This window comes from Psychrobacter sp., from assembly GCF_036731945.1.
Taxonomy (GTDB): domain Bacteria; phylum Pseudomonadota; class Gammaproteobacteria; order Pseudomonadales; family Moraxellaceae; genus Psychrobacter.
Window position 1 is genome coordinate 1 of sequence record NZ_DAINDI010000008.1, and the last position, 23,294, is coordinate 23,294.

The window sequence follows — 23,294 nt, forward strand, 5'->3', positions numbered from 1 at the left end:
AACTTACCAATCTCAGCATCGGCACCAATCATACCGGCGCGCGCATCAACGACAAAAACGATAATATCGGCTTCATGAATGGCGGTATGCGACTGCTCAGACATATAGTCATCAATGTTGCCGCTGCCATCGTCAGCTTCGCCAATACCGCCGGTGTCGACTACGATAAAGGATTTGTCTTCGTAAGTCGCATCACCGTATTGACGGTCACGAGTCAGCCCTGATAAATCAGCAACCAATGCCTGCCGACTTTTAGTGAACTGGTTAAATAAGGTAGATTTACCGACGTTTGGACGGCCAATTAAGGCGACCACAGGCTTGATACTCATGGGTTACTCTCAGTGAAAGACACAGTGATGTGTACAATGGCGGGGGCTGCGTTTACGCTTATATTAAGAATAATAAAGCTACTCGACCGCGAATTTAAATAAATGATAAAGATAAAACGATGGCAAATAACAGTGGGCTTTTTGCGTTAAGCAGTTGCTATAAATAATGGTTAATAGGTCGCTTAAAGTATAGATAATCCAGACATATAAGCATCATGACCAATCAACCGTCATGACTTATACAATTAGCGCCTAACACGTATCGGTCGCATAGAGTACGCGAAAGCCACTACTTAAACAAGCAATTTACACAAGGCACGAAACGCTGACAAAGCAGCGTTTTTTAACTCTCATATCAGTCTGCTTATTTAACGTCTTATTTTGCGCCTAGTTTTAACCAATCGCTTTAAAACATGGCTTTAAAACATAGACGTTTAAATAAGCCTTCTCTTATAACAAACCTAGCGTGCTAATTGCCAAATCGCTACTTGTCCTGAAGTACTTTGGGTCATTAATAGACTACCTTGTACTTGCAAATTGGTCAAAGCACCTTTGGTTTGCACGCGGCTAACGATTTTGCCGCTTGCAGGGTCAAATAAATGTACCACCCCATCAAAGTCGCCGACCGCAATATAATTGCCAATCATGACAGGATTGGTGAGGTGACGATAAGCCAACTCTTCACTTTCCCACAACACTTCGCCATTATTGCGGTTATAAGCGACCACTTTACCGTCTAAACTGGTCGCAATAACTTGCTGATTATTGACCGCAAGTGACTTTAAGCTGGCAAGCTCATTGACGAACATGACTTGACGCGAGGCTAAGTCAATACCGAGCAGCTGACCGCTATAACTGATGGCAAATAACTGATTGCTATCAACAATCGGCATGCCGTCGACATCGCTCATGCGCTCAACTTCGCTACTGCCCGCCCCGACGCCAACACGGCGTGACCACTGCGGTAGACCATTATCAATAGTAATAGCATGCAAGCGACCGTCAGCCGTTGCTAATAATGCGGTTTTATCATCTAATAGTGTCGGCGCTGCTGTACCGCGTACGCTGATAGGAGGTACTTGGGTGGCAAACTGCCAAACAGATTGACCGTTTTGTAGCGACAGACCATGCAAGAAACCATCATTGGCTGATAAAATTACTCGGTTATTGCTGATTAACGCTGGGGTCAAAACCGTACCGGTTAATTGCTGCTGCCAGCGCTTGGCGCCAGTGGTACTATCAAATGCCATCACCAAACCGCTGCGTGTACTAACAATAGCCGTCTGACTAAGGGCGTCTAATGCCACGCCGCCGGTAATTTGATCGCCCACATTGACCGACCATAGGCGCTGACCCTTACTATCAAAGCCAGTCAAATCACCACCGCGTGAGGCCGTCACAATTTGCGAGTTGGCATAGCCGACTTGCAAACTAAGAGGATCTTTACTACTGGCTTTTTTGCTACCGACATCGGTACTAAAAACCGGCTGCAGCACGCTAATTGGCTGCGCAATTTGTACCAACTTTACAGGCTCATTGACGACTGGTTTGATACCTCGATTACACCCAACGACTGCCGTTGCCATCACTGCGATGACGGCGACATGCATGGCCGTCGTTTTGATTGTCTTAACATTTATCGTTTTGTTTGAGCGAATAGCTTGAGTCATTATAGGTTCTCACTACCAATAAAGTAATAATGAATAAATTAGTTAGCAGTAAGTAAACGGGACACAATAATAAGTATAATAAATAAGCACTTATGATTGATACTACCTTTTTAACTCACTGCGCTACTTAGTTTTAAAAGGGTTTGTACAACGTTTTATCGTGTTGCAATTTTTCTTTATTATCACATTAGCGCTTTTGCTATTTTTTTAATATTTGGTTTTGGTATCTTTTTAACAACTGGATTATGCGCCAGCTCCTATTTTATTATTGTCTGCCGCATTTTCACCTTCGGCTACGACTGGCTGGGCAGGCATAGCAGGTTCTTGGATAAGCCCTGCTTGCGGTGCAATAGGTTCAGGCACGATACCGAGACTTTCCATTTTTAATGCCAATACTGCACGTGTTTCTTGACGGCTACGTAACAACTCCCAAGCATTATTGTAAGATTTAATCGCCGCGTCTTTATTATTTTGCACCAAATAAATATCACCCAATAGCTCTTGCTGGCTTGCCTCAAACGAGCTTGGCATATCGTTATTAGCTTCAGCTAAAGCAGCATCGGCATCGCCCGCTGCCAATAGTGTTTTGGCATAGCGCAGACGGGTAATCGCTTGTAGACCTGCATCTCCTAAATCGATTGCCAGTGCCTTTTTAAAGGTCTCACCCGCACCTTTAAAATCATCGCTATCCACTTGTTGACGTGCCTTAATCATTAGCGCTTGCCACGCATAGACTGAATTGCCATGGGTGCTTACTAGAGCATCAATATCTTTATCTAGCTTTTTACGACTTTCAGTCAGTGACGCTTGCGCTTCTGCTTCTAAGTCTGGATTTTGTGACGCCAGGCTAACTTCTTCATTTAAACGTTGAATATCGGCGTAATGGTCGGCGGCGACCGTATCGACGCGCGCATGGTTGTTTTGCCAATACGTCCAGCCAAAATAGGCTGCTAACGCCAATAAAATCGCAGTGACAATATAGCTGCCATATTGCTTTAACGCTTGCATTGAATTGTCTGCATTTGGCGAATTGGGTGTCAGAGCCATATATTTTTACCTGATAAAATTGATATGAAATTTTTAATGCTAAAACCACAATCGCTTATTAACGAACGAAGTTGTCTTTAGTTGACAACCAATCTTGCGCGACTGTTTTTTGCTCACCCGTCTGCATGTCTTTGATACTAATGGTATTATCATCGAGCTCCTGCTGGGCGATAATTACTGTCAACGCCGCGCCCGATTTATCCGCCTTTTTCATTTGCGCTTTTAAGCTGGTTGCGCTCGCCATTTTTACGCGTAGGTCAGGACGGCTATAACGCAGCGCTTGCGCATAATTGATACCCGCACTATAAACTTCTGGATGGGCAACCACAAAAATATCACAAGCTGGCAGCTCTGCAATCGGTGCCACAGCGTCGATAAGCAGTAATAAGCGCTCAAGTCCCATGGCAAAACCAACGGCTGGCTCAGATTTCACTGCTTTATCATCAGAGGTGCCGATAGATTTTAACTGGCCAACCAAACCATCGTAACGGCCACCCGCACAAACGGTCGCTTGGCTACCAAGCTTATCAGTGACCCACTCAAATACGGTTTTATTATAATAATCAAGACCACGTACTAAATGCGGATTAATCTCAAACTCAATCCCAAGTGCGGTCAGATACGCTTGCACTTGTTCAAAATGCGCTTTACTTTCGGCACCCAAAAACTCAGAAAGCTTTGGCGCTTCTGCCAATAGCGCTTGGGTACTCGCCTCTTTACTGTCTAAAATACGTAATGGATTGGTCGTCAGGCGGCGTTTACTGTCTTCATCTAACTGCTCTTGTTTGTCAGTTAGATATGCAACCAATGCTTCACGGTAAGCATGACGCTCATCAAGCTCGCCCAAGCTATTGAGCTCTAAGCGCATCTCGTCTTTTAGACCCAATTCCTGCCACATCAAATGCGTCATAGCGATCAGCTCGGCATCAGCATCCGGTAACGCACTACCAAAACTTTCGACACCCAATTGATGGAACTGACGGTAGCGACCTTTTTGCGGACGCTCATAGCGAAACATCGGGCCGATATACCAAAGCTTTGGCGTATCACCGCGCAGCAAATTGTGCTCAATCACCGCGCGTACTGCCCCTGCCGTGCCTTCTGGACGCAATGCCAATGGCGTTGGTGGCTCAGACTTATCGGTAAAGCTATACATCTCTTTTTCGACGATATCAGTGGCACCGCCGATAGCCCGCGCAAACAAGTCGGTTTGCTCAACGATAGGCAGGCGAATATGCTCATAACCGTATCTGCCCAATACATCTGCCAATATCGACTCTAAATGCAGCCATTTTGCAGACTGGTCAGGCAAAATATCATTAAACCCTTTGATTGCTTTAATCATAATACGGTCGCATCCTTAAATTTTTAACAAGCTATCTCTAATACTTTTTATTGGTAATGACGGTTTTTATTGCTAATCGCGCTTTATTTTAATCAGAAAATACATCAGGGTGACGACTTATTTTACGCGAATAATTTCATTCTCACGTTTTTTTGCCAAATCTTCGGCATGCGCACGCACCATGCCTTCGATTTCATCGACCAGATTATTGGTGTCGATCAAATGGCTTTTTTCGCCCATACGGTAGACCAGTGATTTTGGTGCCGCGCCGACAATACCAATGTCTGCTTCTTTTGCTTCGCCCGGACCATTTACCTTACAGCCAATCACCGACAAATTCATCGGCTCACGGATATCTTCTAAACGCGACTCTAATGCTGTCATTACTTTAATCACATCAAACTCTTGGCGCGAGCAGCTTGGACAAGCGATAAAATTAACACCATTTGAGCGGATATTGAGCGATTTTAAAATATCAAAGCCGATTTTAATTTCTTCTTCTGGCTCAGCCGCTAAAGAGATACGAATGGTATCGCCGATACCATCTAATAACAGCCCGCCTAAGGCAATGGCAGATTTCACCGCGCCAGTACGATACACGCCCGCTTCAGTGACGCCTAAATGCAGCGGATTGTCAATCTGCGCAGAAATCAGACGATAGGCATCTAAAGTTAAAAATACATTACTGGCTTTTACAGAGACTTTGTATTGATCAAAGTTTAAACGCTCTAATATATCGATATGGCGCATCGCTGATTCAAGCATCGCCTCGCCCGTTGGCTCGGTATATTTACGCTGAATGTCTTTTTCTAATGAGCCTGCATTAACACCAATACGAATCGGAATATTATAATCTTTGGCGCAAGCAACCACTTCGCGGACTTTGGCGTCGCTACCGATATTACCAGGGTTGATACGCAGACAATCGGCGCCCGCTGCCGCAACCGCTAGGGCGATTTTATGATCAAAATGTACGTCTGCAATGAGTGGTACGCTGACGCGCTTACGAATCTCGGCAAAGGCTTTGACGGTGTCCATCGTTGGGGTCGACACGCGCATTAAATCCGCACCCGCTTCGACGCAGCGCTCGATTTGGGCAACGGTCGCTTCTACATCACAAGTATCGGTATTGGTCATGCTTTGCACACTAATCGGTGCATCGCCGCCGATTGCGACATCACCAACATGTATTTTTTTGGTAAGACGACGATTAATAGGCGCTGACTTTGACATAGACAAACCCTTTCATTGGAACAAATTGGAACGAATTAAAACTAAAATATGGAAACCAACATTACTTTTAACGCTAACAGCTTGTTAAGAACAATCATTGTCTTAAGTTTAATAGATATTAAATATTAAGGCGCCAGCTCAAAACTGGCCTGCGTACCTGTGGTATAACTGTCTAACGCCACCGCTTCTTCATTAAGCAGTAAGCTGACATTTTTGACATTATCAATTTGTACATTAAAAGGCGGTGTACCTGATAACTTATAATCGCCAGCAGTTTGCGAGCCATTCATTAAATTGCTACCCGAGGCATCGGTAATTACCACAACAGCAGCATCAGTCAGCTTCACGTCGAGCGTAGCAGCTGCCGTACTTTCACCGCCCAAATTCAGCGCCGAGCCAGACGCACCAACGCCATTGCTATCGGTATCAATCGCCGCGCCTTGCGCTTGTTCTAGCGCTGAGATGTCTTCGCTGGTCGTTACTGGCTGCTCATTATTGTCTTTACTGGCGTTAGACACCATGCGAAATAAGAAAATTGCTAAAATAATAACGCCAATCACCGCAATTATTAACAAGGGATTAAAACGAATACGGTTGTGAGTATCACGCTGCAAGGTACCCATCGGGCGTAGTGGCGACTCAATATTTTGAGGGGCGCGCGCTTTTAGCTCATTAGGGTAAGCAGCATCAAAGCTGCTCGCTACTTTTATGGGGTCTAAACCCAAAAACTTAGCATAATTAATCGCAAAACCGCGTGCAAACGCCGCTTGTGGTAAATCCGCAAAATTCTCATTTTCGAGCGCTTGTAAATGACGTTTTAAAATAAATAATTCGGCAGCGGCCTCTTCTAAACTGACTTGTTTGGTTTTACGGGCTTGCTGCAACATGGCACCAAATGATCCCTGAGCGTTAGATTGAGTGTTTGATGATGGGGTGGTCATTTCCATGGTGCCTCTGGATTATTAAGCCAAATCTTAAGTTGTTTTGCTTCATCGCTTAGCGGATAAGCGGATAAAAGCTGCTGAGCCAATTGCTGGCGCGTTGCGATGTTATTTTGTGCCGCTGCAAGTTTGATACCCTGTAATAGCAAACGCGGGCTAATACCCTGCCCTTGTACCAGTAGCAAGGTTTCATCATAAAGCCTTTGAGCCTGCTGTACACGTTGCTGCTCAAGTAGCAAATCAACCAGTTCAATATGCGCAATCACACTGTTGCGGTTGCCATCTAATGCGCGCAAAAATGCTTTAGCAGCGGCTGGATGATCGTTGAGCTGAAGATAGGTGCGCCCTAAATTCTCTAACGCCCCAATCCGGCCTTCGTAGCCAAGCGCCGCCCCTGCAATCTCAAACTGCTCCGCCGCCTCTTTATAGCGCTTCATTTGCGACAGATAAACGCCGTAATTATTGTGCGCTTGATCAAAATCTTTATCTAGCATAATGGCTTTTTTAAAGTACTGATCGGCTTTTACAAGATTTAGGCGACTGCCCTCTTGCTGCAACAAAATGCCCATCATATCATAGGCGGGCGCATAACGGCTATCAGCAGCAAAGGCTTTTTCAAGTTGGCGCTGGGCGGTATCGAGCTCATTTTTGCGGATATATTGTGCAGCAAGTGACGTGCGAACGCGAGCAATTTCTTGCTGATCTAAATTGCGATTGTCGCTCGGGCGCGTCGACGTTTGATAAGGAGCATTACCAATCAAGTCTGTGGTCGTCGTACTTTGACAACCACTTAATAATAAAGCACTTAGCGCACTGGCTAACAAAATAACTTTTGCGCCACGCATGTGGGCAATACTGGCAGCTGATTGCTGCGCCGATTGAAAAAGTAAGGTCTGATATTTGAACTGACAAAGATTTTTAAAAGTCATCATAGCCGCCATCATAAAACTGTGGGTCAATGCGTTCGATCATCGAGGCATCAGTTTAATAGATTTAGCACCTATAAGTACAATTTAGTTGATATTAATTGTGCTGCTCTTTGTTATTGATGCCCGTAACTACATTTTATTACCGTTGTGAGAGAAAAAAGACAGTTAAGCAATTCAATTCATTCTCTTACCTGTCTAATTGTCAATCAGCACATATTCAATCCTAACTTCCTAACTTTGGACAATAAAAACGGCGTTAAACAGTTTCTCGATCTTTAATACTTTGCTGCCACGCTGCGGAGCGCCGCGTTCTATCCGCCACTTGTCCAACCAATTGACCACAAGCGGCATCAATATCGTCACCGCGCGTTTGGCGAATGGTACACACAAAACCCGCTTGGCTTAAAATATCGCTAAAGGCATGAATGCGGTTATTGCTCGATTTATCATACGGCGCATGCGGGAACGGGTTAAACGGAATTAGGTTAATCTTACTTGGCAAATCTTTTAATAATGCCACCAGCTGATGGGCGTGCTCGTTGCTATCATTGACGCCATCAAGCATGACATATTCAATAGTGACATGCTTCTTATGACGCGGATTGACATCATAAACATAGTTTTTTGCCGCAGCAATCAGTTCATCTAATGGATATTTTTTATTAATCGGCACCAGCTCATTACGCAGTTCATCGTTTGGCGCATGCAAGGATATCGCCAATGCCACATCAATATCTTGCGCCAATTGGTACATTTTTGGCACCACACCTGAAGTCGATAGCGTCACACGGCGTTTTGATAAACCGTAAGCATGATCGCTTAGCATCAGCTCCATTGAGCCAACCACGGGTTTATAGTTTAATAAAGGTTCACCCATGCCCATCATCACGACGTTGGTGACGTTGTTTTCCCATAAGCTATGGTCAACGTTGTCTAAACTGTCATTATCATCGCTCATATAAGAAGCATTCGCTACCCATAACTGCCCAATAATTTCAGCAGGCGTTAAATCACGCTCGAAACCTTGCTTACCAGTACTGCAAAAACTACAGTCTAGCGCGCAGCCGACTTGCGAGGAGATACAAAGAGTCTTACGGCCGTTTAGTTTGCTATCATCGGCCGGAATCAATACCGTCTCAACCAATGAGCCGCCCGTGACTTCAAACACCCATTTACGCGTGCCATCATCGCTATACTGACGATGAATCACTTTTGGCGGCGTGACACAAGCATGGGCGGATAATTTATCACGCAAGGATTTGCTCAAATTGGTCATTTGCTCAAAATCGGTCACCCCATGCTGATAAATCCATTTAATCACTTGCGTCGCACGAAACGGCTTTTCGCCAATACTTTTGAAATAATCCGCCAGTTGTGCTTGCGTCATGCCCAATAAGTTGGTTTTCGCTTGTGCTTCATCGACAAGCTTGATGCTATTGGCAGGCTTTTTAGCAGTCTGTGCTGGGATATGTTGGATAGGAGTTTCGAGAGTGGACATAATAGGTAACCTTTTTGCAGCCACTAAAATAAGCGCTGCAATTATTGAGATGGGCGTTGCCAGTTAATCATACATCTGATGTATGAGGGCATAAGCAATCCGTTATGAGCGCATTTTTATCCGCTTCTTTTATCAAAATATCTATAAACACTTAAAGTTTATAAAAACATCATGACAATATGCTGATAAGGGATTGATTATGCTTGTAAAACTAATAATGAGGCAGATGTTTAAGGATTTCAATGTAGAATCAAACTATTATAGCTAAAACGGCTTATACCAAAAGATATAAGCCGTCTTGCTACACTAATTATCAATAACCAGCATCAAAGCGATTATCAATAACTGCTGCTATTAACGCGTACGTGCACAAACTTCATCTTCATTGAAGAAGTAGCTGATTTCACGGGCTGCTGATTCAGCGGAATCTGAACCATGAACGGCGTTTTCATCGATGCTGCTAGCGAAGTCAGCACGGATAGTGCCTTCAGCGGCGTCTTTTGGGTTAGTAGCGCCCATGATTTCACGGTGCTTAGCGATTGCGTTTTCGCCTTCTAGCACTGATACCAATACTGGACCTGACATCATAAAAGATTTTAGGTCATTGTAAAATGGACGCTCAGCGTGCTCAGCGTAAAAACCGCCTGCTTTTTCATCATCAAGTTGTAGCATTTTAGCGGCAACAATTTTTAGACCCGCTTTTTCAAAACGGTCGTAGATAGCGCCGATGTGGTTGCCAGCTACTGCGTCAGGTTTGATGATAGATAAAGTACGTTCGTTAGCCATGAAAAGCTCCTAATATAATAAGTAAAAAAATTTATGTTGTCTGTGACCACTACACTAAGCGCACTTGATTATGCCTTTCCAATGCGGATAAGCGGTGCAAAGATACCGTGCTCAGCGAATGATTGTTGCCTATTATAATGATTAAGCGTATAAATGATAGGATTAATTTATGGCGATAACTTACACAAAGATAAATTGAGCAAGGTTTTACCGCTCATCAATCTTCTTATTTACCAAAAATAAAACCCCAATGTTTGGCATCAGGGTTTTGTAAATAAAACAGACAATATCTTTATAACCAATTAAGCATCATACGGATCGCGTAATACAATCGTTTCTTCACGGTCAGGACCGGTTGAGATGATATCAACTGGGCAACCAATCAATTCTTCGATACGTTTGATGTAAATCTTGGCGTTTTCTGGTAGGTCGTCATAGCTTGTGATACCAACCGTTGACTCGCTCCAGCCTTGTAGGGTTTCGTACTTAGGCGTGACTGACTCATAGAATTCAGCATCATGCGCGCCAGCACACTCCGTCTCAGGTAAGTTATAACCAACACCGATTAATAGCTCTTCTAGTCCATCTAACACGTCAAGCTTGGTTAGACAGATACCTGACATAGAGTTCAGTACCACGGCACGGCGTAATGATTCGGCATCAAACCAACCACAGCGACGCGCGCGGCCGGTGGTTGCACCAAACTCATGACCGACTTTGGCTAAATGGGCACCAACATCATCAAACAATTCAGTTGGGAACGGGCCACTACCAACGCGCGTGGTGTACGCTTTAGTGATACCCAATACATAGTCTAAATATAATGGACCAATACCGGTACCAGTCGATACGCCGCCCGCGGTGACGCTAGAGCTGGTGACAAACGGGTAAGTACCGTGGTCGATATCAAGCAAGGTACCTTGCGCACCTTCAAACATTAAGTTTTTGCCAGCAAGACGTAATTGGTTTAGGTCTTCTGTTACATCAGTAACCATGCCTTTGATTTCTTCGCGCCACTCTTGGCAAAGCTTAAAGGTTTCATCAAAATCAATGGCGTCCACTTTATAGTACTGCGTCAACTGGAAGTTATGATATTCGATTAGATTGCGTAGTTTTTCTTCTAAGTCATCACGGAACAAGTCAGCAAGTTTAATTGCACGGCGCGCAACTTTATCCTCATAAGCGGGTCCGATACCGCGACCTGTGGTACCGATTTTACCCGTGCCGCGCTTAGCTTCGCGTGCTTGGTCAAGCGCGACATGGTAAGGCATAATCAATGGACAGTTTGGTGAAATACGTAGGCGCTCACGGACTGGCACGTTCTTGTCTTCTAGGGCTTTCATCTCTTTTAATAGAGCGTCAGGTGCAAGCACCACGCCGTTACCGATAAAGCAGGTTACGCCTTCACGCAAGATACCTGAAGGAATCAGATGTAGGATGGTGGTTTTGCCATCGACAACTAAGGTGTGACCGGCATTATGGCCACCTTGGAAACGTGCAACGGCTGAGGCTTTTTCGGTCAGTAAATCAACGATTTTACCTTTACCTTCATCGCCCCATTGGCTACCTAAAACTACGACATTCTTACCCATGATTAATCCTTACCTTTATGTATTGAGGTGTGTGCAGCAATAATTTTAAAACAACCTAGCAAAACTTAATTAGCACTAAGAAATGATATGTTATTCACTGTCTGTTTTTCAAAATTTAATAAATAAGCTTCAATAAATGAGCCTTATGCAAACTGGTTGTGAGCGTAACGGTTTTTTTAAATTTAAACCGCTTCTAGCCGCCACTCATTATCTACAAAGTTTAAACGGTGCGTCAGCGCTGCTGGACGGTCATCAGCCGTTAATGGCATAGTGACTCGGTAACTTTGCTGACGTAAGCTTGTGACTTGTTGTAATAGATTCTGCATTTGCGTTTTATCAGTATCAGCCTGCTGTAATGCCTCGTAATCAACCAATACAATAATCGGTGATTCAAGCTGAGTATGCGCCAGCAAACGGCTGACATCCATACTAAAGCCTGTCGCTTGACGGGGCTGCTTTGCGCTTAATTGACCAACACTTTGCATACCATCAAAGCGCCCACCACGCACCAGCGGCTGGGTTTCACTATTGATATAGCCGTTAAAAATAATACCTGTATGATAATGATAGCCCGACAGTTCGGTCACATCGATACTGACTGGCGTCTGCCACTGCGTTTCTAAATGGGCTTTTAGACGTTGCAACTCATCGACAGCCGTCACGATATGCGTATCTTGCTTGGCATTATCTGACAGCGTGTCTAACAGTTTTGCCATATCATGACCAAAGCGCGCCAATGCGTAAAAATCATTACCCATTGTCAGTAGCTGGCAGACACGTTTTAGCTCTGGCAAATTTTTATTGGCATAAAGATGCATCAACTGCTCGGTGTCATTATCCGACAACTCAGCCAATGCTGCCAAACGCTTAAATATCGCCACATGACCCAAGTCAATATGTAGCGCTGCGCTCATATCCAAGCTGTTTACCATACTAAACAGCACATCTATCAGCTCAATATCAGCTGCAAGCTCGCCGCAACCAAATATCTCCGCACCGAGTTGTAGCGGTGTACGTGAGCCAAACAATCCTGAAGGCAAGGTATGAATGACGTCGCCTGCATAGCAATAACGCGCAATACCATGACCGCCATGATGCGCATCAATACGCAAAATCTGCGGCGTAATATCGGCGCGCACGCCCATCAAGCGACCAGTCAGCTGATCAATAATCTTAAAAGTTTGGCGCTTTAAATCTTCTGAAGCTTCACTCAATAACGACTCGGTAAACTCAATCATCGGCGGATTGACCAACTCATAGCCGTGGCTAATAAGCTGCTGGATCAATTGATGTCTCAGTACTTCTTGCTTATGCGCATCTTCAAACAGCACATCGACGACCCCATCAGGCAGCAGCCAGCTGTTATTGGCAACGTCACTGGCAAAGTTGTTAAGATATGGCAGACCATTAGCGGCAGCACGGTTATCAGCAGGCTGAGTCGCCGCTGGTTTTGTCGTATTTGACTGGGCAGGTTTTGCAGAATCAGAACTGACAGACACGATGAATCCTTGTTTGGCGTAGCGCTTACCAAAAACGCGGTACTGATGCGGTACTAAAAGGTCGTATTTATAATGGCAGCGATATAAGGCGTTTTGTATTTTTGACGCGCAACATCACTGACCCAATTATCTATAAGCAAACTAGGTGACCGCAAAAGGGTGAGTAATAAGTATAAGTTAGGATGATAAGACGAGTATCTTTATGCGCTAAAATTTATGCGATAGAAAACTATGATAAATAATCAAGGCACTTTATGCTTTAGTTTAGCATAGCCGCCAAGCTTCGCCTAGTGACAATTGCCACCAATTGCCATCTAATTATCTTGCGAACGCATGATGTATTAAACTCATTATCTCCTAAGCTTATTCTTTAACAAAGAAGCGGCCTGACTCATAAACCGTACTTAAACCTTGTAAAGCGTTTACCATCTGTTGCTTGATAAGGCCTTATCGCTAGACTCATGTTACACTAAAGCATATTTTTATCTCGGAAAGCCTTATGTCATCTGATTACCACCCAAACCCTGCCATCAACCAAAGCAACGTTCTTGGCACTGCCCTCGCCAGCTGTTGTTTTGACCCTATTACTGGCTATTATCGCAATGGCTTTTGTCATACCGGTAACCATGACGTTGGTCAGCATACTGTCTGCGCAAAGATGACCAGTGAATTTTTAAACTTTTCTGCCAGTCGTGGTAATGATTTAATCACGCCGTTACCTGAATATGGTTTTGCTGGCCTGCAACCTGGTGATTACTGGTGTATCTGCGCGCTACGCTGGGTTGAAGCATTAGACTTCGATATTGCCCCGCAGATAAAGCTCGAAGCCTGTCACGAAAGCTTATTAAGCTTGGTGGATATCGACACGCTAAAACGCTATGCATTGTAGTTTGCAGAGAAGCAATATAAAAAAGGTGAGGGACATAAATTAATAGGCTAAAGATGTTTTAGCCCATGTCATAACTTCTTTTATTTCACGTTTATTTAACATTTATTTAATATTAGCCACCGACTAAAGGAGAAGGTATGAACCAAGATGATGACCTGATTGTCAAACCGACAACGCGTATCACACCTGACTCTAATGTCAGCCTTATCGACACCAGTATGGGCGAAGAGCGCTCTTATTTGGACAATTACGCCAGCTATGACAGCTATATTTATGGCGACGCCGATGCGACGGTCGAAGATACGATCGAGACTATGACCGTCTACGACCCCGACTCTGAGCGCTATGAAGATATCGACTTATCGAGCGATGATGAAGTGGTCAATTGCTACGCCTACTCGCGTAAAACCGGTGAAAAAGTCAATAAAATTGGCCTAAATGATGTCAGTCGCGCTTTAAGTAATAGCGGGCAGTTTATTTGGCTCGGGCTTTATGACCCAAGTTTAGAAACCATGGTAAAAGTTAGAGATGCCTTTGAGCTGCACGAGCTGGCGATTGAAGATGCCTTTGCCGATCATCAGCGCGCTAAGGTTGAAAACTACGACAATGACATGATATTTGTGGTGCTGCGTACCGCCAAGCTTGAAGACAATGTCATTCGCTATGGCACCACGGCGATATTTATGGGCAAAAACTATCTCATTACCATTCGTAATGGGCCATCGAACTCTTATGCGCCGGTGCGCGAACACTGCCATCGCCGCCCAGAAAAACTGCGCATGGGGCCTATTTTTGTTCTACATGCCATTCTCGATTTTATCGTCGATAACTATATGCCGATTACCGATCGCTTAGGCAGTTATCTACGCGAGCAAGAACGTAACATTTTCACCTATGAGTTTAATAAAGAAACGCTTAGAAATCTTTATGAATTAAAATCGCAGCTAGTGCATATGCGGGCGGTGATTTTACCAGTGCAAGATATCTGTAGTTTCTTTATTAATCACGATAAAAGCGATTTGATATCGCCGTTTTCCCATGCTGCGAAACCCTATTTCCGAGATGTGAATGACCATTTACTACATTCTTTAGATGCGATTAATGGCTTAAATGAAATGCTTAGCGTGGTCATGAATACTTACCTCGCCATGGTAAATATGGGACAGAATGAGGTGGTCCGTAAACTTGCGGCTTGGGCCGGTATTTTAGCGGTGCCAACAGCGATTGCCGGCATCTATGGCATGAACTTTGATTTTATGCCTGAGCTGCATTGGGAGTATTCTTATCTGGTTATCATGGCCGTTATCTTCTCGCTCTGTAGCTTTTTATACCTTAACTTTAAACGCTTGGGTTGGCTATAATTTAAGAGCATTTCAAAAAAAAGGGCTGCCATTTAATTGGCAAACCTTTTTTATTAAAAACCATTTATTCGCAGCATTTATTGAAAGCCATTCAATAATGATGTTTTTTGAAAAAACCTTATTTACGATAAAGCTTACTATCAACGCTTGGTAGATGATGCTCGGTACTACTTATTTGATGATCATCCAAATAATCTTCTGGTCGCCCAAACATCTTCGCCGTCCACGTTAATATTACAATCGACGCACTCAGTACCATAATGGCAAAGGAAATCGTTGCCAAGAGCCACAGATGAAAGTTATCGGATACCGCTTGCACGTCAACCACCAAATGGCGTGACAAAGCGGTAATGGCAATAAATATCAAAAACTGCACTGGCAAACGATGCGTTTTAAAATAAATCCCAATCATGGCGAGCAGTTCAAGATAAATAAATAGCAGTAAAATATCTTTTAAATCTGCTGAGCCTTTTTGCACAATAGACAGGAACTCTTTGCCAGCCGTCCAAACCACCACTACACTGATTAAAAATAAAATAATATAGTGGCAGATATCGACAAACTCACGACCGATATGCTGCATGCGCTCATGGATACCCATATTGGACTTTGCTACATCGATATCATTGCTTTGATAGGCGTTATTATTTTTCTCTGTCGATAGCTGTTCTGGTTTTTGCTCGGACAGCATCTTCATTAGCTGACTGCACTGTTGTCTAGACCAGCAGACTTTTCAGATGCATCAACGGTTTGGCGAATAAGGGTATTAATGGTCATCGGTCCAACACCGCCGGGAACTGGTGTATAAGCACTAGCGATATTTTCTACGCCTTGCAACTCGATATCACCGACGCCGCCATTATCCGTTGGATGGAAACCTGCATCGATCACCACTGCGCCTTCTTTAATCCAATCCGCTTTAATCAGCTCAGGCACACCCACTGCGCCAACAACGATATCAGCACGCTTGATATGTGATTCTAAATCTTGCGTTCTTGAATGGCAAATCGTTACCGTGCAGTTGGCATTTAATAGCATCATCGCCATTGGTTTACCTAAGATGGCACTGCGCCCTACAACCACCGCTTCTTTGCCTGCAAGCTCAATGTTATGATGCTCTAATAAATGCATGATACCTTGCGGCGTACATGAGCCGTAAGCGGACTGCTGCATCGCCATACGACCAAAGCCCAAACAAGTCACACCATCGACGTCCTTTGCCAAGTCAATCTGCTCAAAGCAAGCACGCTCATCGATATGCGCCGGTACTGGGTGCTGCAGCAAAATACCATGCACGTCTGGATTGCTATTAAGCTCGTCTATTTTTGCCATCAGCTCTGCAGTCGTTGTCGCACTTGGCATCTCAACACGAATAGAATCCATACCGACACGCTTACAAGCATTACCCTTCATACGTACATAAGTTGCAGAAGCAGGATCGTCACCGACCAATATCGTCGCTAAACTTGGAGTACGGCCTGTTTTCGCTTTAATAGCGTCTACACGCGCACTCAGTTGCTGTTCTATTTGTTTAGCAAGTGCTTTACCGTCCAAAACGGTAGCAGATCCTTGGGCAGTTGACGTAATAGACGCAATTGACATAGTAACTCCAATAGAGGGTGCAATGAAAAAAATTAAAGACAGCGCCTGCAAGTTTTTGCATGCCTGTCTTATGCTCGGTCAATTCTTTTTGACCGTTAATTGAGACTGATATTGTACCTGTCTGGGCTAAAAAATCCTAGCGCACTTTAAAGTGCCAATGATAAAGAGGTAATGATAGAAGCATTTCTATAAGTGGGAAATAATTTATATAAGCGAATACTGTTTTGATAAAACATGAGAATTATCCCTCTTATTTTTCATATTGAACTAAACACTGTTTTGATAAAACATGAGAATTATCCCTCTTATTTTTCATATTGAACTAAACATGGGTATTACGCTTTGAAAAATGCCTATTGAGATATCGGCGGCTTAACAAGCTTCTCCTAACACTGGCGTTGATGACTTTATAACTTCGGCGCTTATTACCCGTAAAGCGGCTCATTGTCGCTTCTCCCTCGGCACAAATACCATGCTTTGTAATAACAATCCTCGCTGTTTTAAATAATATTTGAATATCTAACCACATTGATCGATTATAAACATACCAAATATCCAGCTCAAAGCGTTTTTCCCAACTGATGTTATTACGACCATTGACTTGCGCGTGACCAGTGACACCTGGGTGAACTAAGTGTCTCTTAAACTGCTCTTCACTATATAGTGGCAAATACTCCATAAGCTGAGGGCGCGGCCCTACTATACTCATTTCACCTTTGAGCACATTCCATAGTTGGGGTAACTCATCAAGACTACTTGCTCGAAGTTGCTTACCAAACTCTGTCAGACGATATTCATCAGGCAAGAGATTACCTTCAGAATCTTTCTCATCACTCATTGTCCGAAATTTAATAATCTCAAATGTTTTACCATTGAGGCCGGACCGAGCTTGACGAAATAACACAGGTGCACCAAAATTTTTCCTAACTTTGTATGCCACCAAGATAAAAATAGGCAGCAATAAAATCAAGGCCATTATAGCAATGCTCACGTCGAATATCCTTTTACGCATTTTAAACCTCCTATGTAGAGCAGTTCACGATATGCACAGACCCATAATGCTTTTTATATATTTAAATTTAAATATATAAATTCTTACAAACGAATATATTGAATAAATTTATTTTTAAAAAACAATTAACCTTTGCGTGTTTAAAACCATACCTCTTAAACTTGTTTAAATATAAAAACTTACGCTAAGCCCATCTCAGCTATCATATGAGCGTTTACCTTTCTAACGTCATACCTATCTACCGCAATATCTCTAGAAGCCGATCCCATTTGTTCATAAAGATTTGGATACTCTATGAACTGACGCATGGCCTCTATTAACTCAGTAACAGCTTGGACGGGAACTAAATAACCATTTATACCAGTGGTTACCGTCTCCCTACACCCAGGCGCATCCGTCGTAATAATAGCCCGTCCCATTGACATGGCCTCTAACACAGAGCGTGATGTGCCCTCGCGATAAGACGGCAATACATAGACTGAACTGGCCGCTATAGCAGGACGGACATCTTTAAGCTGACCCCAATAGATAATGTCACCATCTGCTATCCATTGATCCAACTGTGCTTGCTCAATGGCTGCTGGGTTTTCATCTATTGAGCCTACTAGATGAAATTCGGCATCAGAATACTCTCTCTTTATCTGTTTGGATGCTTCGACATATTCCACTATTCCTTTATCTTTGAGCAGTCTAGCGATCAACAAAAAAGACGGCTTGACGGCACCTGACTCATTTCTAGGTAATGGAAATACATTGAAGTCATTTAAATCTACCCCTGAGCCATTCACCACTACTGTTGGAAGGCTTAACTGAACAATATTTAGTTTTTTTAATAAATTTAAGTCATCATTGTTTTGAAAAAATACCTTAGAAGACTTTGCTAATGCTTGTTGGTAAAGCGCATGTACAAATTTTTGTAAAATGCTACGCTTGTTGGTTTCTTCTACATGCTGAAAGGTATAACCCAATCCTGATATCAACACAAAGCGATAGGGTACTCTGGCCAGCCATGCCGCTAATGTCCCGTACACCACAGGCTTTATAGTATAAGAGAGTATATATTCTGGTTTAACGCTATTTAATAGCTGATAACTATGAATAAAGGTCTTTATATCTTTAACCGGATTAGTTCCGGTTCTTTGCATAGCAATCTGATGAATATGATATCCACGACCTATAAGCTCATTATAGTCTGCAGTATATTTATCTAAAGCAGGAGAAACGACATGTATCTCATAGCCTAATTTAGCAATGGATTCCAAAAGCTTGCCTCTAAAATTCAATACATGAGGCAAATAGTTAGAAAATATTAGGAACCTCTTTCTCTTAGGCATAATTTTTCAACTTAGTTATGTAAATCGTATAAAGATAATAGCTATAAATATCACTATTAATATTGCAAACTAAAATTCGACTCAATTTATATTCGTATATTCAAATATATAAATATATAAATATATAAATATAATATAGACAATATTTCTGAGCATTACAATAGAAAGACATAAATAATTTATATTTATACCTTTAAGAGAGGTTGTTAAGAATTTTTACTGATTGATTTTAGGAAATAAAGAGTTGATTGGAAGTTCTTTATTAGGACGCTCTTTATTAGAAAATAAGGTGCGAATGTCGCAGTCAGCACATACGAACAGGACATATATCATAACGAATGGATATCTATAACGAACCGCTGTTCCATAATTAAATACTACTAAGCCATATACAGACATTGATAAAGCCATAAATAACAACCAAAAAGCAAGATTATCAGGGCTTTTCATCCACGCTTTACGAGTTATCAGAAACAAAATGGCAAGTACAAATAAATTTTCAAAAGACTGAATCAAAGGTAGAAAGCCGCTTGCTTCCCACAAAAACGGTTTAGACAAGAAGTAAACACCCGACGTCAAACCTTCAACGACAAACTCTCCTGCTCCAGAAATAAGCATGACCTCTTCCGCTTTGCCGCCATCTTCTACAAACATAGCGGCCCTAAAATGATTAATTTGAGGGATAGCTATCGGAGCAGCAAGCAGCAATCCAGCCAGACTAATTAGGCTTATAGTTACTGCTTTTGCTAACCCCATGCCCTTTTTGGCCACATTGAAAATAAAATACATTAAAACAATAGGACCTAAAATAAAAAAGTTCTGAAACTTAATTAAGTACAAAGGAGTAATAAATAAAATACTTTTAAGGATCTTAGACTCACGCGCATAGACAACCGTTAGCACCATAAAAAATAAAATCAGAGTTTCTCGTAAGCTTAGTGCTGTGTATAGAGCCATGCTTGGAAACAAGAGGTAAAACCATATGGATACTTTTGTAAAAATATTTTTGACATACAAAACGAAGAACAAAATGATATAGAGAAAAGTATTATAGAATCCTAAACTAATAGGAGAAACTGGCGCTGGAAATGGCAACAATGCGAGCATAGCACTGGCTTGAAAGACATTGTCACCCCCTGTTAATGCCTCAACCCATCCCAGTTCTCCATATCTTATCGCATTCACGCCTTCCCAGTATCTAAACTGATCGCCCATATATGAGGTACTGAACATTACATCATTTAGAACAAAAGGCAGCAAGCAGTGTAAAGCAAGGACTATCTGATAATTGGAGGGAACCTTAAACTTGTATCCAACAATAACAATTAGCAACAAGCAGATTAGCAGACTAGGTAATTCAAAAAGTCTGGTCCCTAAAAATCCATACGTATAAATCCAACTTAGGTCTGACATTAGTTTGTCTCTATATTTTTAATAAAAAATTCAAATGACATGTCTGTTTTGGCTATTATCAAAGATAATATTGTGATGAGCCTATTGGAGCATTCTAATTTAACTTACTGGCTTTATACGGCTATGTTTTAAAAGGTATCCTGCTGATTGTAGTCTAATAACTATTTATATTCAAAATAATAAATATATTTATCATTTTGGTCTCTATATGAATCATTCCATATCAATTACTGTGTCTCAAGCCAAGCTTGAAACATTAATATATTCCAGAGTTGATCTTGATGATTATATTTACCGCTTAGATGCTCTGTCCACATCCTACGTATGGGTGCGGGATAAAAATATCCTTGCTGTAGTAAAAGCTTTTCATGTAATAACGCTTCAGCCCAATCCCGTAACGAACCACGCAACCAATCATGTAAAGGTAGTCTAAATCCCATTTTGGGCCGCTCAATCAATTGGCGAGGAACATGACGAAATAGTACTTGCTTGAGCAACCACTTACCTTCACCATAACGTATTTTGTAATCCAACGGCATTTTCCATGCTAATTCAACAATACGATGATCTAGCATCGGCACTCGCGTCTCTAAGCTATTAGCCATAGCAGCGCGATCAACTTTTACCAAAATATCGTCAGCCATATAAGTCTGTGCGTCCATAGCCATCATCGCATGTTGAAAACTATCTGTCTGCGGCCAACAACTTATGTCACTTATCAAAGTACTAGGTTCTTTTGCCCCTATGACTAATTGATCAGGCTGCTGCCACTGGCTGGTCAATGACTGGTAAAAATCCTGTTCACTATCAATATTTAGCACGCCTGCTAGTTTGTGAGCCTTATCACCCGGAGCATTTAGCTTTAATCGCTTAGGTATAATGGGATTGAATGTTTTAAAAATAGCATCCCAACTATTTGGCGCTAAAGCCGTCAGTGTCGACGATGCGAAGCGTCGCATTGGTCTAGGCAGTTTACGATTTTTATTCCAAACTTGCTGAGCCATCAGGTAGCGATTGTAACCTCCAAATAGCTCATCACCCCCGTCACCACTTAAGGCGACCTTTACATGCTGACTGGCTAACTGACTGACTAAAAAAGTTGGGATCTGTGAGCTATCTGAAAATGGCTCACAGTATATAGACGATAATTTCGGTATCACTGCTAGAGCATCTTTAGAGGTTATATAAAGCTCAGTATGTTCAGTACCAATGTGCTTGGCCACAGCTTTTGCATGCGTTGCTTCGTTATATCCTTCATCCTCAAAACCAATCGTAAAAGTCTTAATTGGTCGCTCGCTTTGCGCTTGCATGAGTGCAACGACTGTACTGCTATCTATACCACCGCTTAAAAAAGCACCAAGTGGCACATCTGATTGCATTTGACTGCCAACACTCTCCACAAGTGCTGATTCTAAAGTACCTATCGCTTGCTCTGGACTGCCAGTAAAAGGAGTTTTTAGTCCTGATTCAACGACAGTATTAAGGCTCCAATAAGCCTTAGGTATTGTTTTCTTAGCGGTTTCCAATTCTGCTAAAGGAATCTGCAACCAATGACCAGATCGCAACTTGTTAATGCCTTGATAAATACCATAAGGAGCCGGAATGCAGTTGTGACGCAACAGTAACGTGATTGAATCACGATCGATGTCTGCTTTAAATGTCGGGTGCGCTTGCAAAGCTTTTAGCTCAGAACTAAAGAACAAGCTATCATCTTGCCAACCCCAATATAAAGGTTTTTCACCCATCCTATCCTTTGCTAAAGTCAGTAGTTTTGTTTGCTTATCCCATAGAGCAAAGGCAAACATACCTATCATCGCTTGTAGCGTTTTTTCTATACCCCAAGCTACGAAACAAGCGAGCATGGTTTCGGTATCCGAATGACCCCTCCATTCGAGTAAGAAGCCCTCTTGATTAAGCTGTTGCCGTAGTTGCAGATGGTTATATATCTCACCATTGAACACAACTACATATCGTCCACACACAGAATGCATCGGCTGTGCGCCTGCTTCTGACAGCTCTAGAATGGCCAAACGCCGATGGCCAAGCGCTAAGCCAATTGCTTCATCCAGCCAACTATCGCCAGCATCCGGACCTCTATGATAAAGGGTATCATTCATCTGCGTGATACAAGCACGCATTTCTATATTACTTGATGGGTCTTGGCGAAAACCAACAATACCACACATAAAACACTCCTTAGTCTAGACGACCATGACGTAACCAACTGCTACTGGCAGCTGCTAACGCGATAAAAGAATAAACCGCACAAAGCAGAACAAAACCACGAGCTTCATCGTAAGGAGCTAATGCTAAGACCCCTGTTAAAGGCATCAGGAAAAAGACCAGTCTAAAGCGAATTCTTTGTCGACCCGGCATCTTTAGCAACCCTTTACTATCAAGATAACCAAAAAGACGAAAAGCAGCATAGATGATACCTGCTGCTAGGGCGATACCCATCCTATAACGATCTTCTACCACAAATATGACGGGTGCCATAAATCGAAACCAAGCCAACCAAAGAAAGGTTGCCGCCTTGAACTCACTATCAACAAAAATATTATGAAGAGCGAAGACGATGGACAAGGCTAAAAAGAAACTCCACCATGCCAATACCTCTTGCATATTTAATACAAAAGTTAAGGTCATAAAAACCATTATTCGAAAAGCAATCCACGTAAAAACCCACATACTGGGTGCGTTTTGAGGGCCGCGTCGACGACCATCTTTCTCTTTTCGTGCCGCGAATAAGTCATTTACAAGATAGCCGATCTCATACAAACTGATAAATGCAAAGTATACTAAGATAGCCTGTAT

Annotated in this window: 20 protein-coding genes; 2 read left to right on the top strand and 18 right to left on the bottom strand. The window is 42.6% G+C overall.

Annotated elements, in window-relative coordinates:
- The 11 genes from V7D75_RS02700 to V7D75_RS02750 form a co-directional block, all read right to left on the bottom strand.
- Window positions 1-329: GTPase (locus tag V7D75_RS02700; protein ID WP_333613303.1), on the bottom strand; the 329-nt coding region annotated here is incomplete at its 3' end.
- 461 nt (window positions 330-790) lie between these two features.
- Window positions 791-1,999 carry an outer membrane protein assembly factor BamB gene (bamB, locus tag V7D75_RS02705; protein WP_333613304.1) on the bottom strand — a complete coding sequence of 403 codons (1,209 nt, stop codon included), beginning with the start codon at window positions 1,997-1,999 and terminating at the stop codon, window positions 791-793.
- A 243-nt stretch (window positions 2,000-2,242) separates the two neighbouring features.
- Window positions 2,243-3,046 carry a YfgM family protein gene (locus tag V7D75_RS02710; protein WP_333613305.1) on the bottom strand — a complete coding sequence of 268 codons (804 nt, stop codon included), beginning with the start codon at window positions 3,044-3,046 and terminating at the stop codon, window positions 2,243-2,245.
- A gap of 58 nt (window positions 3,047-3,104) precedes the next feature.
- Window positions 3,105-4,391: a histidine--tRNA ligase gene (hisS, locus tag V7D75_RS02715; protein WP_333613306.1), complete on the bottom strand. Its 1,287-nt coding sequence runs from the start codon at window positions 4,389-4,391 to the stop codon at window positions 3,105-3,107.
- A gap of 117 nt (window positions 4,392-4,508) precedes the next feature.
- Entirely contained in the window at window positions 4,509-5,624 is a 1,116-nt protein-coding gene (gene ispG / locus V7D75_RS02720) for a flavodoxin-dependent (E)-4-hydroxy-3-methylbut-2-enyl-diphosphate synthase (RefSeq protein WP_333613307.1), read from the bottom strand.
- Window positions 5,625-5,749: 125 nt separating this feature from the next.
- Entirely contained in the window at window positions 5,750-6,565 is an 816-nt protein-coding gene (locus V7D75_RS02725; RefSeq protein WP_333613308.1) for a helix-turn-helix domain-containing protein, read from the bottom strand.
- Window positions 6,562-7,497 carry a type IV pilus biogenesis/stability protein PilW gene (gene pilW / locus V7D75_RS02730; protein WP_333613309.1) on the bottom strand — a complete coding sequence of 312 codons (936 nt, stop codon included), beginning with the start codon at window positions 7,495-7,497 and terminating at the stop codon, window positions 6,562-6,564. Before pilW ends, V7D75_RS02725 begins: the two co-directional genes overlap by 4 nt.
- Window positions 7,498-7,750: 253 nt before the next feature.
- Complete coding sequence (gene rlmN, locus V7D75_RS02735; protein WP_333613310.1) at window positions 7,751-8,992, bottom strand: 23S rRNA (adenine(2503)-C(2))-methyltransferase RlmN; 1,242 nt, start codon at window positions 8,990-8,992, stop codon at window positions 7,751-7,753.
- 354 nt (window positions 8,993-9,346) lie between these two features.
- Entirely contained in the window at window positions 9,347-9,778 is a 432-nt protein-coding gene (gene ndk / locus V7D75_RS02740) for a nucleoside-diphosphate kinase (RefSeq protein WP_102076375.1), read from the bottom strand.
- A 302-nt stretch (window positions 9,779-10,080) separates the two neighbouring features.
- Entirely contained in the window at window positions 10,081-11,370 is a 1,290-nt protein-coding gene (locus V7D75_RS02745; protein WP_200663200.1) for an adenylosuccinate synthase, read from the bottom strand.
- A gap of 182 nt (window positions 11,371-11,552) precedes the next feature.
- A complete protein-coding gene (locus V7D75_RS02750) occupies window positions 11,553-12,869 on the bottom strand; it encodes an ATP phosphoribosyltransferase regulatory subunit (RefSeq protein ID WP_333613311.1) in 1,317 nt (438 codons plus the stop codon).
- 499 nt (window positions 12,870-13,368) lie between these two features.
- Between V7D75_RS02750 and V7D75_RS02755 the strand changes: the two genes are divergently transcribed.
- Complete coding sequence (locus tag V7D75_RS02755) at window positions 13,369-13,758, top strand: DUF2237 family protein (protein WP_333613312.1); 390 nt, start codon at window positions 13,369-13,371, stop codon at window positions 13,756-13,758.
- A gap of 137 nt (window positions 13,759-13,895) precedes the next feature.
- A complete protein-coding gene (gene corA, locus V7D75_RS02760) occupies window positions 13,896-15,119 on the top strand; it encodes a magnesium/cobalt transporter CorA (RefSeq protein ID WP_333613313.1) in 1,224 nt (407 codons plus the stop codon).
- Between the two features lie 118 nt (window positions 15,120-15,237).
- Here corA and V7D75_RS02765 read toward each other — a convergent pair whose 3' ends face one another.
- The 7 genes from V7D75_RS02765 to V7D75_RS02795 all read right to left on the bottom strand — a co-directional run.
- The gene (locus V7D75_RS02765) at window positions 15,238-15,720 is read right to left on the bottom strand and encodes a phosphate-starvation-inducible protein PsiE (protein WP_442968911.1); all 483 of its coding nucleotides are present in this window, start codon (window positions 15,718-15,720) and stop codon (window positions 15,238-15,240) included.
- Between the two features lie 95 nt (window positions 15,721-15,815).
- Window positions 15,816-16,721, bottom strand: coding sequence for a bifunctional methylenetetrahydrofolate dehydrogenase/methenyltetrahydrofolate cyclohydrolase FolD (folD, locus tag V7D75_RS02770; RefSeq protein ID WP_333613315.1), 906 nt, complete (start codon window positions 16,719-16,721; stop codon window positions 15,816-15,818).
- Between the two features lie 322 nt (window positions 16,722-17,043).
- Entirely contained in the window at window positions 17,044-17,733 is a 690-nt protein-coding gene (locus V7D75_RS02775; RefSeq protein ID WP_333613316.1) for a sugar transferase, read from the bottom strand.
- A 179-nt stretch (window positions 17,734-17,912) separates the two neighbouring features.
- Window positions 17,913-19,067, bottom strand: a complete 1,155-nt coding sequence (locus V7D75_RS02780; protein WP_333613317.1) for a glycosyltransferase family 4 protein — start codon at window positions 19,065-19,067, stop codon at window positions 17,913-17,915.
- Between the two features lie 216 nt (window positions 19,068-19,283).
- On the bottom strand, window positions 19,284-20,300 hold the full coding sequence (locus V7D75_RS02785; protein ID WP_333613318.1) for a hypothetical protein: 1,017 nt from the start codon (window positions 20,298-20,300) through the stop codon (window positions 19,284-19,286).
- A 407-nt stretch (window positions 20,301-20,707) separates the two neighbouring features.
- Window positions 20,708-22,666, bottom strand: coding sequence for an asparagine synthase (glutamine-hydrolyzing) (gene asnB / locus V7D75_RS02790; RefSeq protein ID WP_333613319.1), 1,959 nt, complete (start codon window positions 22,664-22,666; stop codon window positions 20,708-20,710).
- 10 nt (window positions 22,667-22,676) lie between these two features.
- Window positions 22,677-23,294: hypothetical protein (locus V7D75_RS02795; protein WP_333613320.1), on the bottom strand; the 618-nt coding region annotated here is incomplete at its 5' end.

What these genes read in the sequence shown, in the direction of transcription:
- rlmN (WP_333613310.1), bottom strand. Translation starts at nt 8,992, where the DNA reads ATGTCCACTCTCGAAACTCCTATCCAACATATCCCAGCACAGACTGCT.
- corA (WP_333613313.1), top strand. Translation starts at nt 13,896, where the DNA reads ATGAACCAAGATGATGACCTGATTGTCAAACCGACAACGCGTATCACA.
- V7D75_RS02765 (WP_442968911.1), bottom strand. Translation starts at nt 15,720, where the DNA reads ATGGGTATCCATGAGCGCATGCAGCATATCGGTCGTGAGTTTGTCGAT.
- folD (WP_333613315.1), bottom strand. Translation starts at nt 16,721, where the DNA reads ATGTCAATTGCGTCTATTACGTCAACTGCCCAAGGATCTGCTACCGTT.
- V7D75_RS02785 (WP_333613318.1), bottom strand. Translation starts at nt 20,300, where the DNA reads ATGTTCAGTACCTCATATATGGGCGATCAGTTTAGATACTGGGAAGGC.
- bamB (WP_333613304.1), bottom strand. Translation starts at nt 1,999, where the DNA reads ATGACTCAAGCTATTCGCTCAAACAAAACGATAAATGTTAAGACAATC.
- V7D75_RS02710 (WP_333613305.1), bottom strand. Translation starts at nt 3,046, where the DNA reads ATGGCTCTGACACCCAATTCGCCAAATGCAGACAATTCAATGCAAGCG.
- ndk (WP_102076375.1), bottom strand. Translation starts at nt 9,778, where the DNA reads ATGGCTAACGAACGTACTTTATCTATCATCAAACCTGACGCAGTAGCT.
- pilW (WP_333613309.1), bottom strand. Translation starts at nt 7,497, where the DNA reads ATGATGACTTTTAAAAATCTTTGTCAGTTCAAATATCAGACCTTACTT.
- asnB (WP_333613319.1), bottom strand. Translation starts at nt 22,666, where the DNA reads ATGTGTGGTATTGTTGGTTTTCGCCAAGACCCATCAAGTAATATAGAA.
- V7D75_RS02780 (WP_333613317.1), bottom strand. Translation starts at nt 19,067, where the DNA reads ATGCCTAAGAGAAAGAGGTTCCTAATATTTTCTAACTATTTGCCTCAT.
- V7D75_RS02725 (WP_333613308.1), bottom strand. Translation starts at nt 6,565, where the DNA reads ATGACCACCCCATCATCAAACACTCAATCTAACGCTCAGGGATCATTT.
- ispG (WP_333613307.1), bottom strand. Translation starts at nt 5,624, where the DNA reads ATGTCAAAGTCAGCGCCTATTAATCGTCGTCTTACCAAAAAAATACAT.
- V7D75_RS02775 (WP_333613316.1), bottom strand. Translation starts at nt 17,733, where the DNA reads ATGCGTAAAAGGATATTCGACGTGAGCATTGCTATAATGGCCTTGATT.
- V7D75_RS02755 (WP_333613312.1), top strand. Translation starts at nt 13,369, where the DNA reads ATGTCATCTGATTACCACCCAAACCCTGCCATCAACCAAAGCAACGTT.
- V7D75_RS02745 (WP_200663200.1), bottom strand. Translation starts at nt 11,370, where the DNA reads ATGGGTAAGAATGTCGTAGTTTTAGGTAGCCAATGGGGCGATGAAGGT.
- hisS (WP_333613306.1), bottom strand. Translation starts at nt 4,391, where the DNA reads ATGATTAAAGCAATCAAAGGGTTTAATGATATTTTGCCTGACCAGTCT.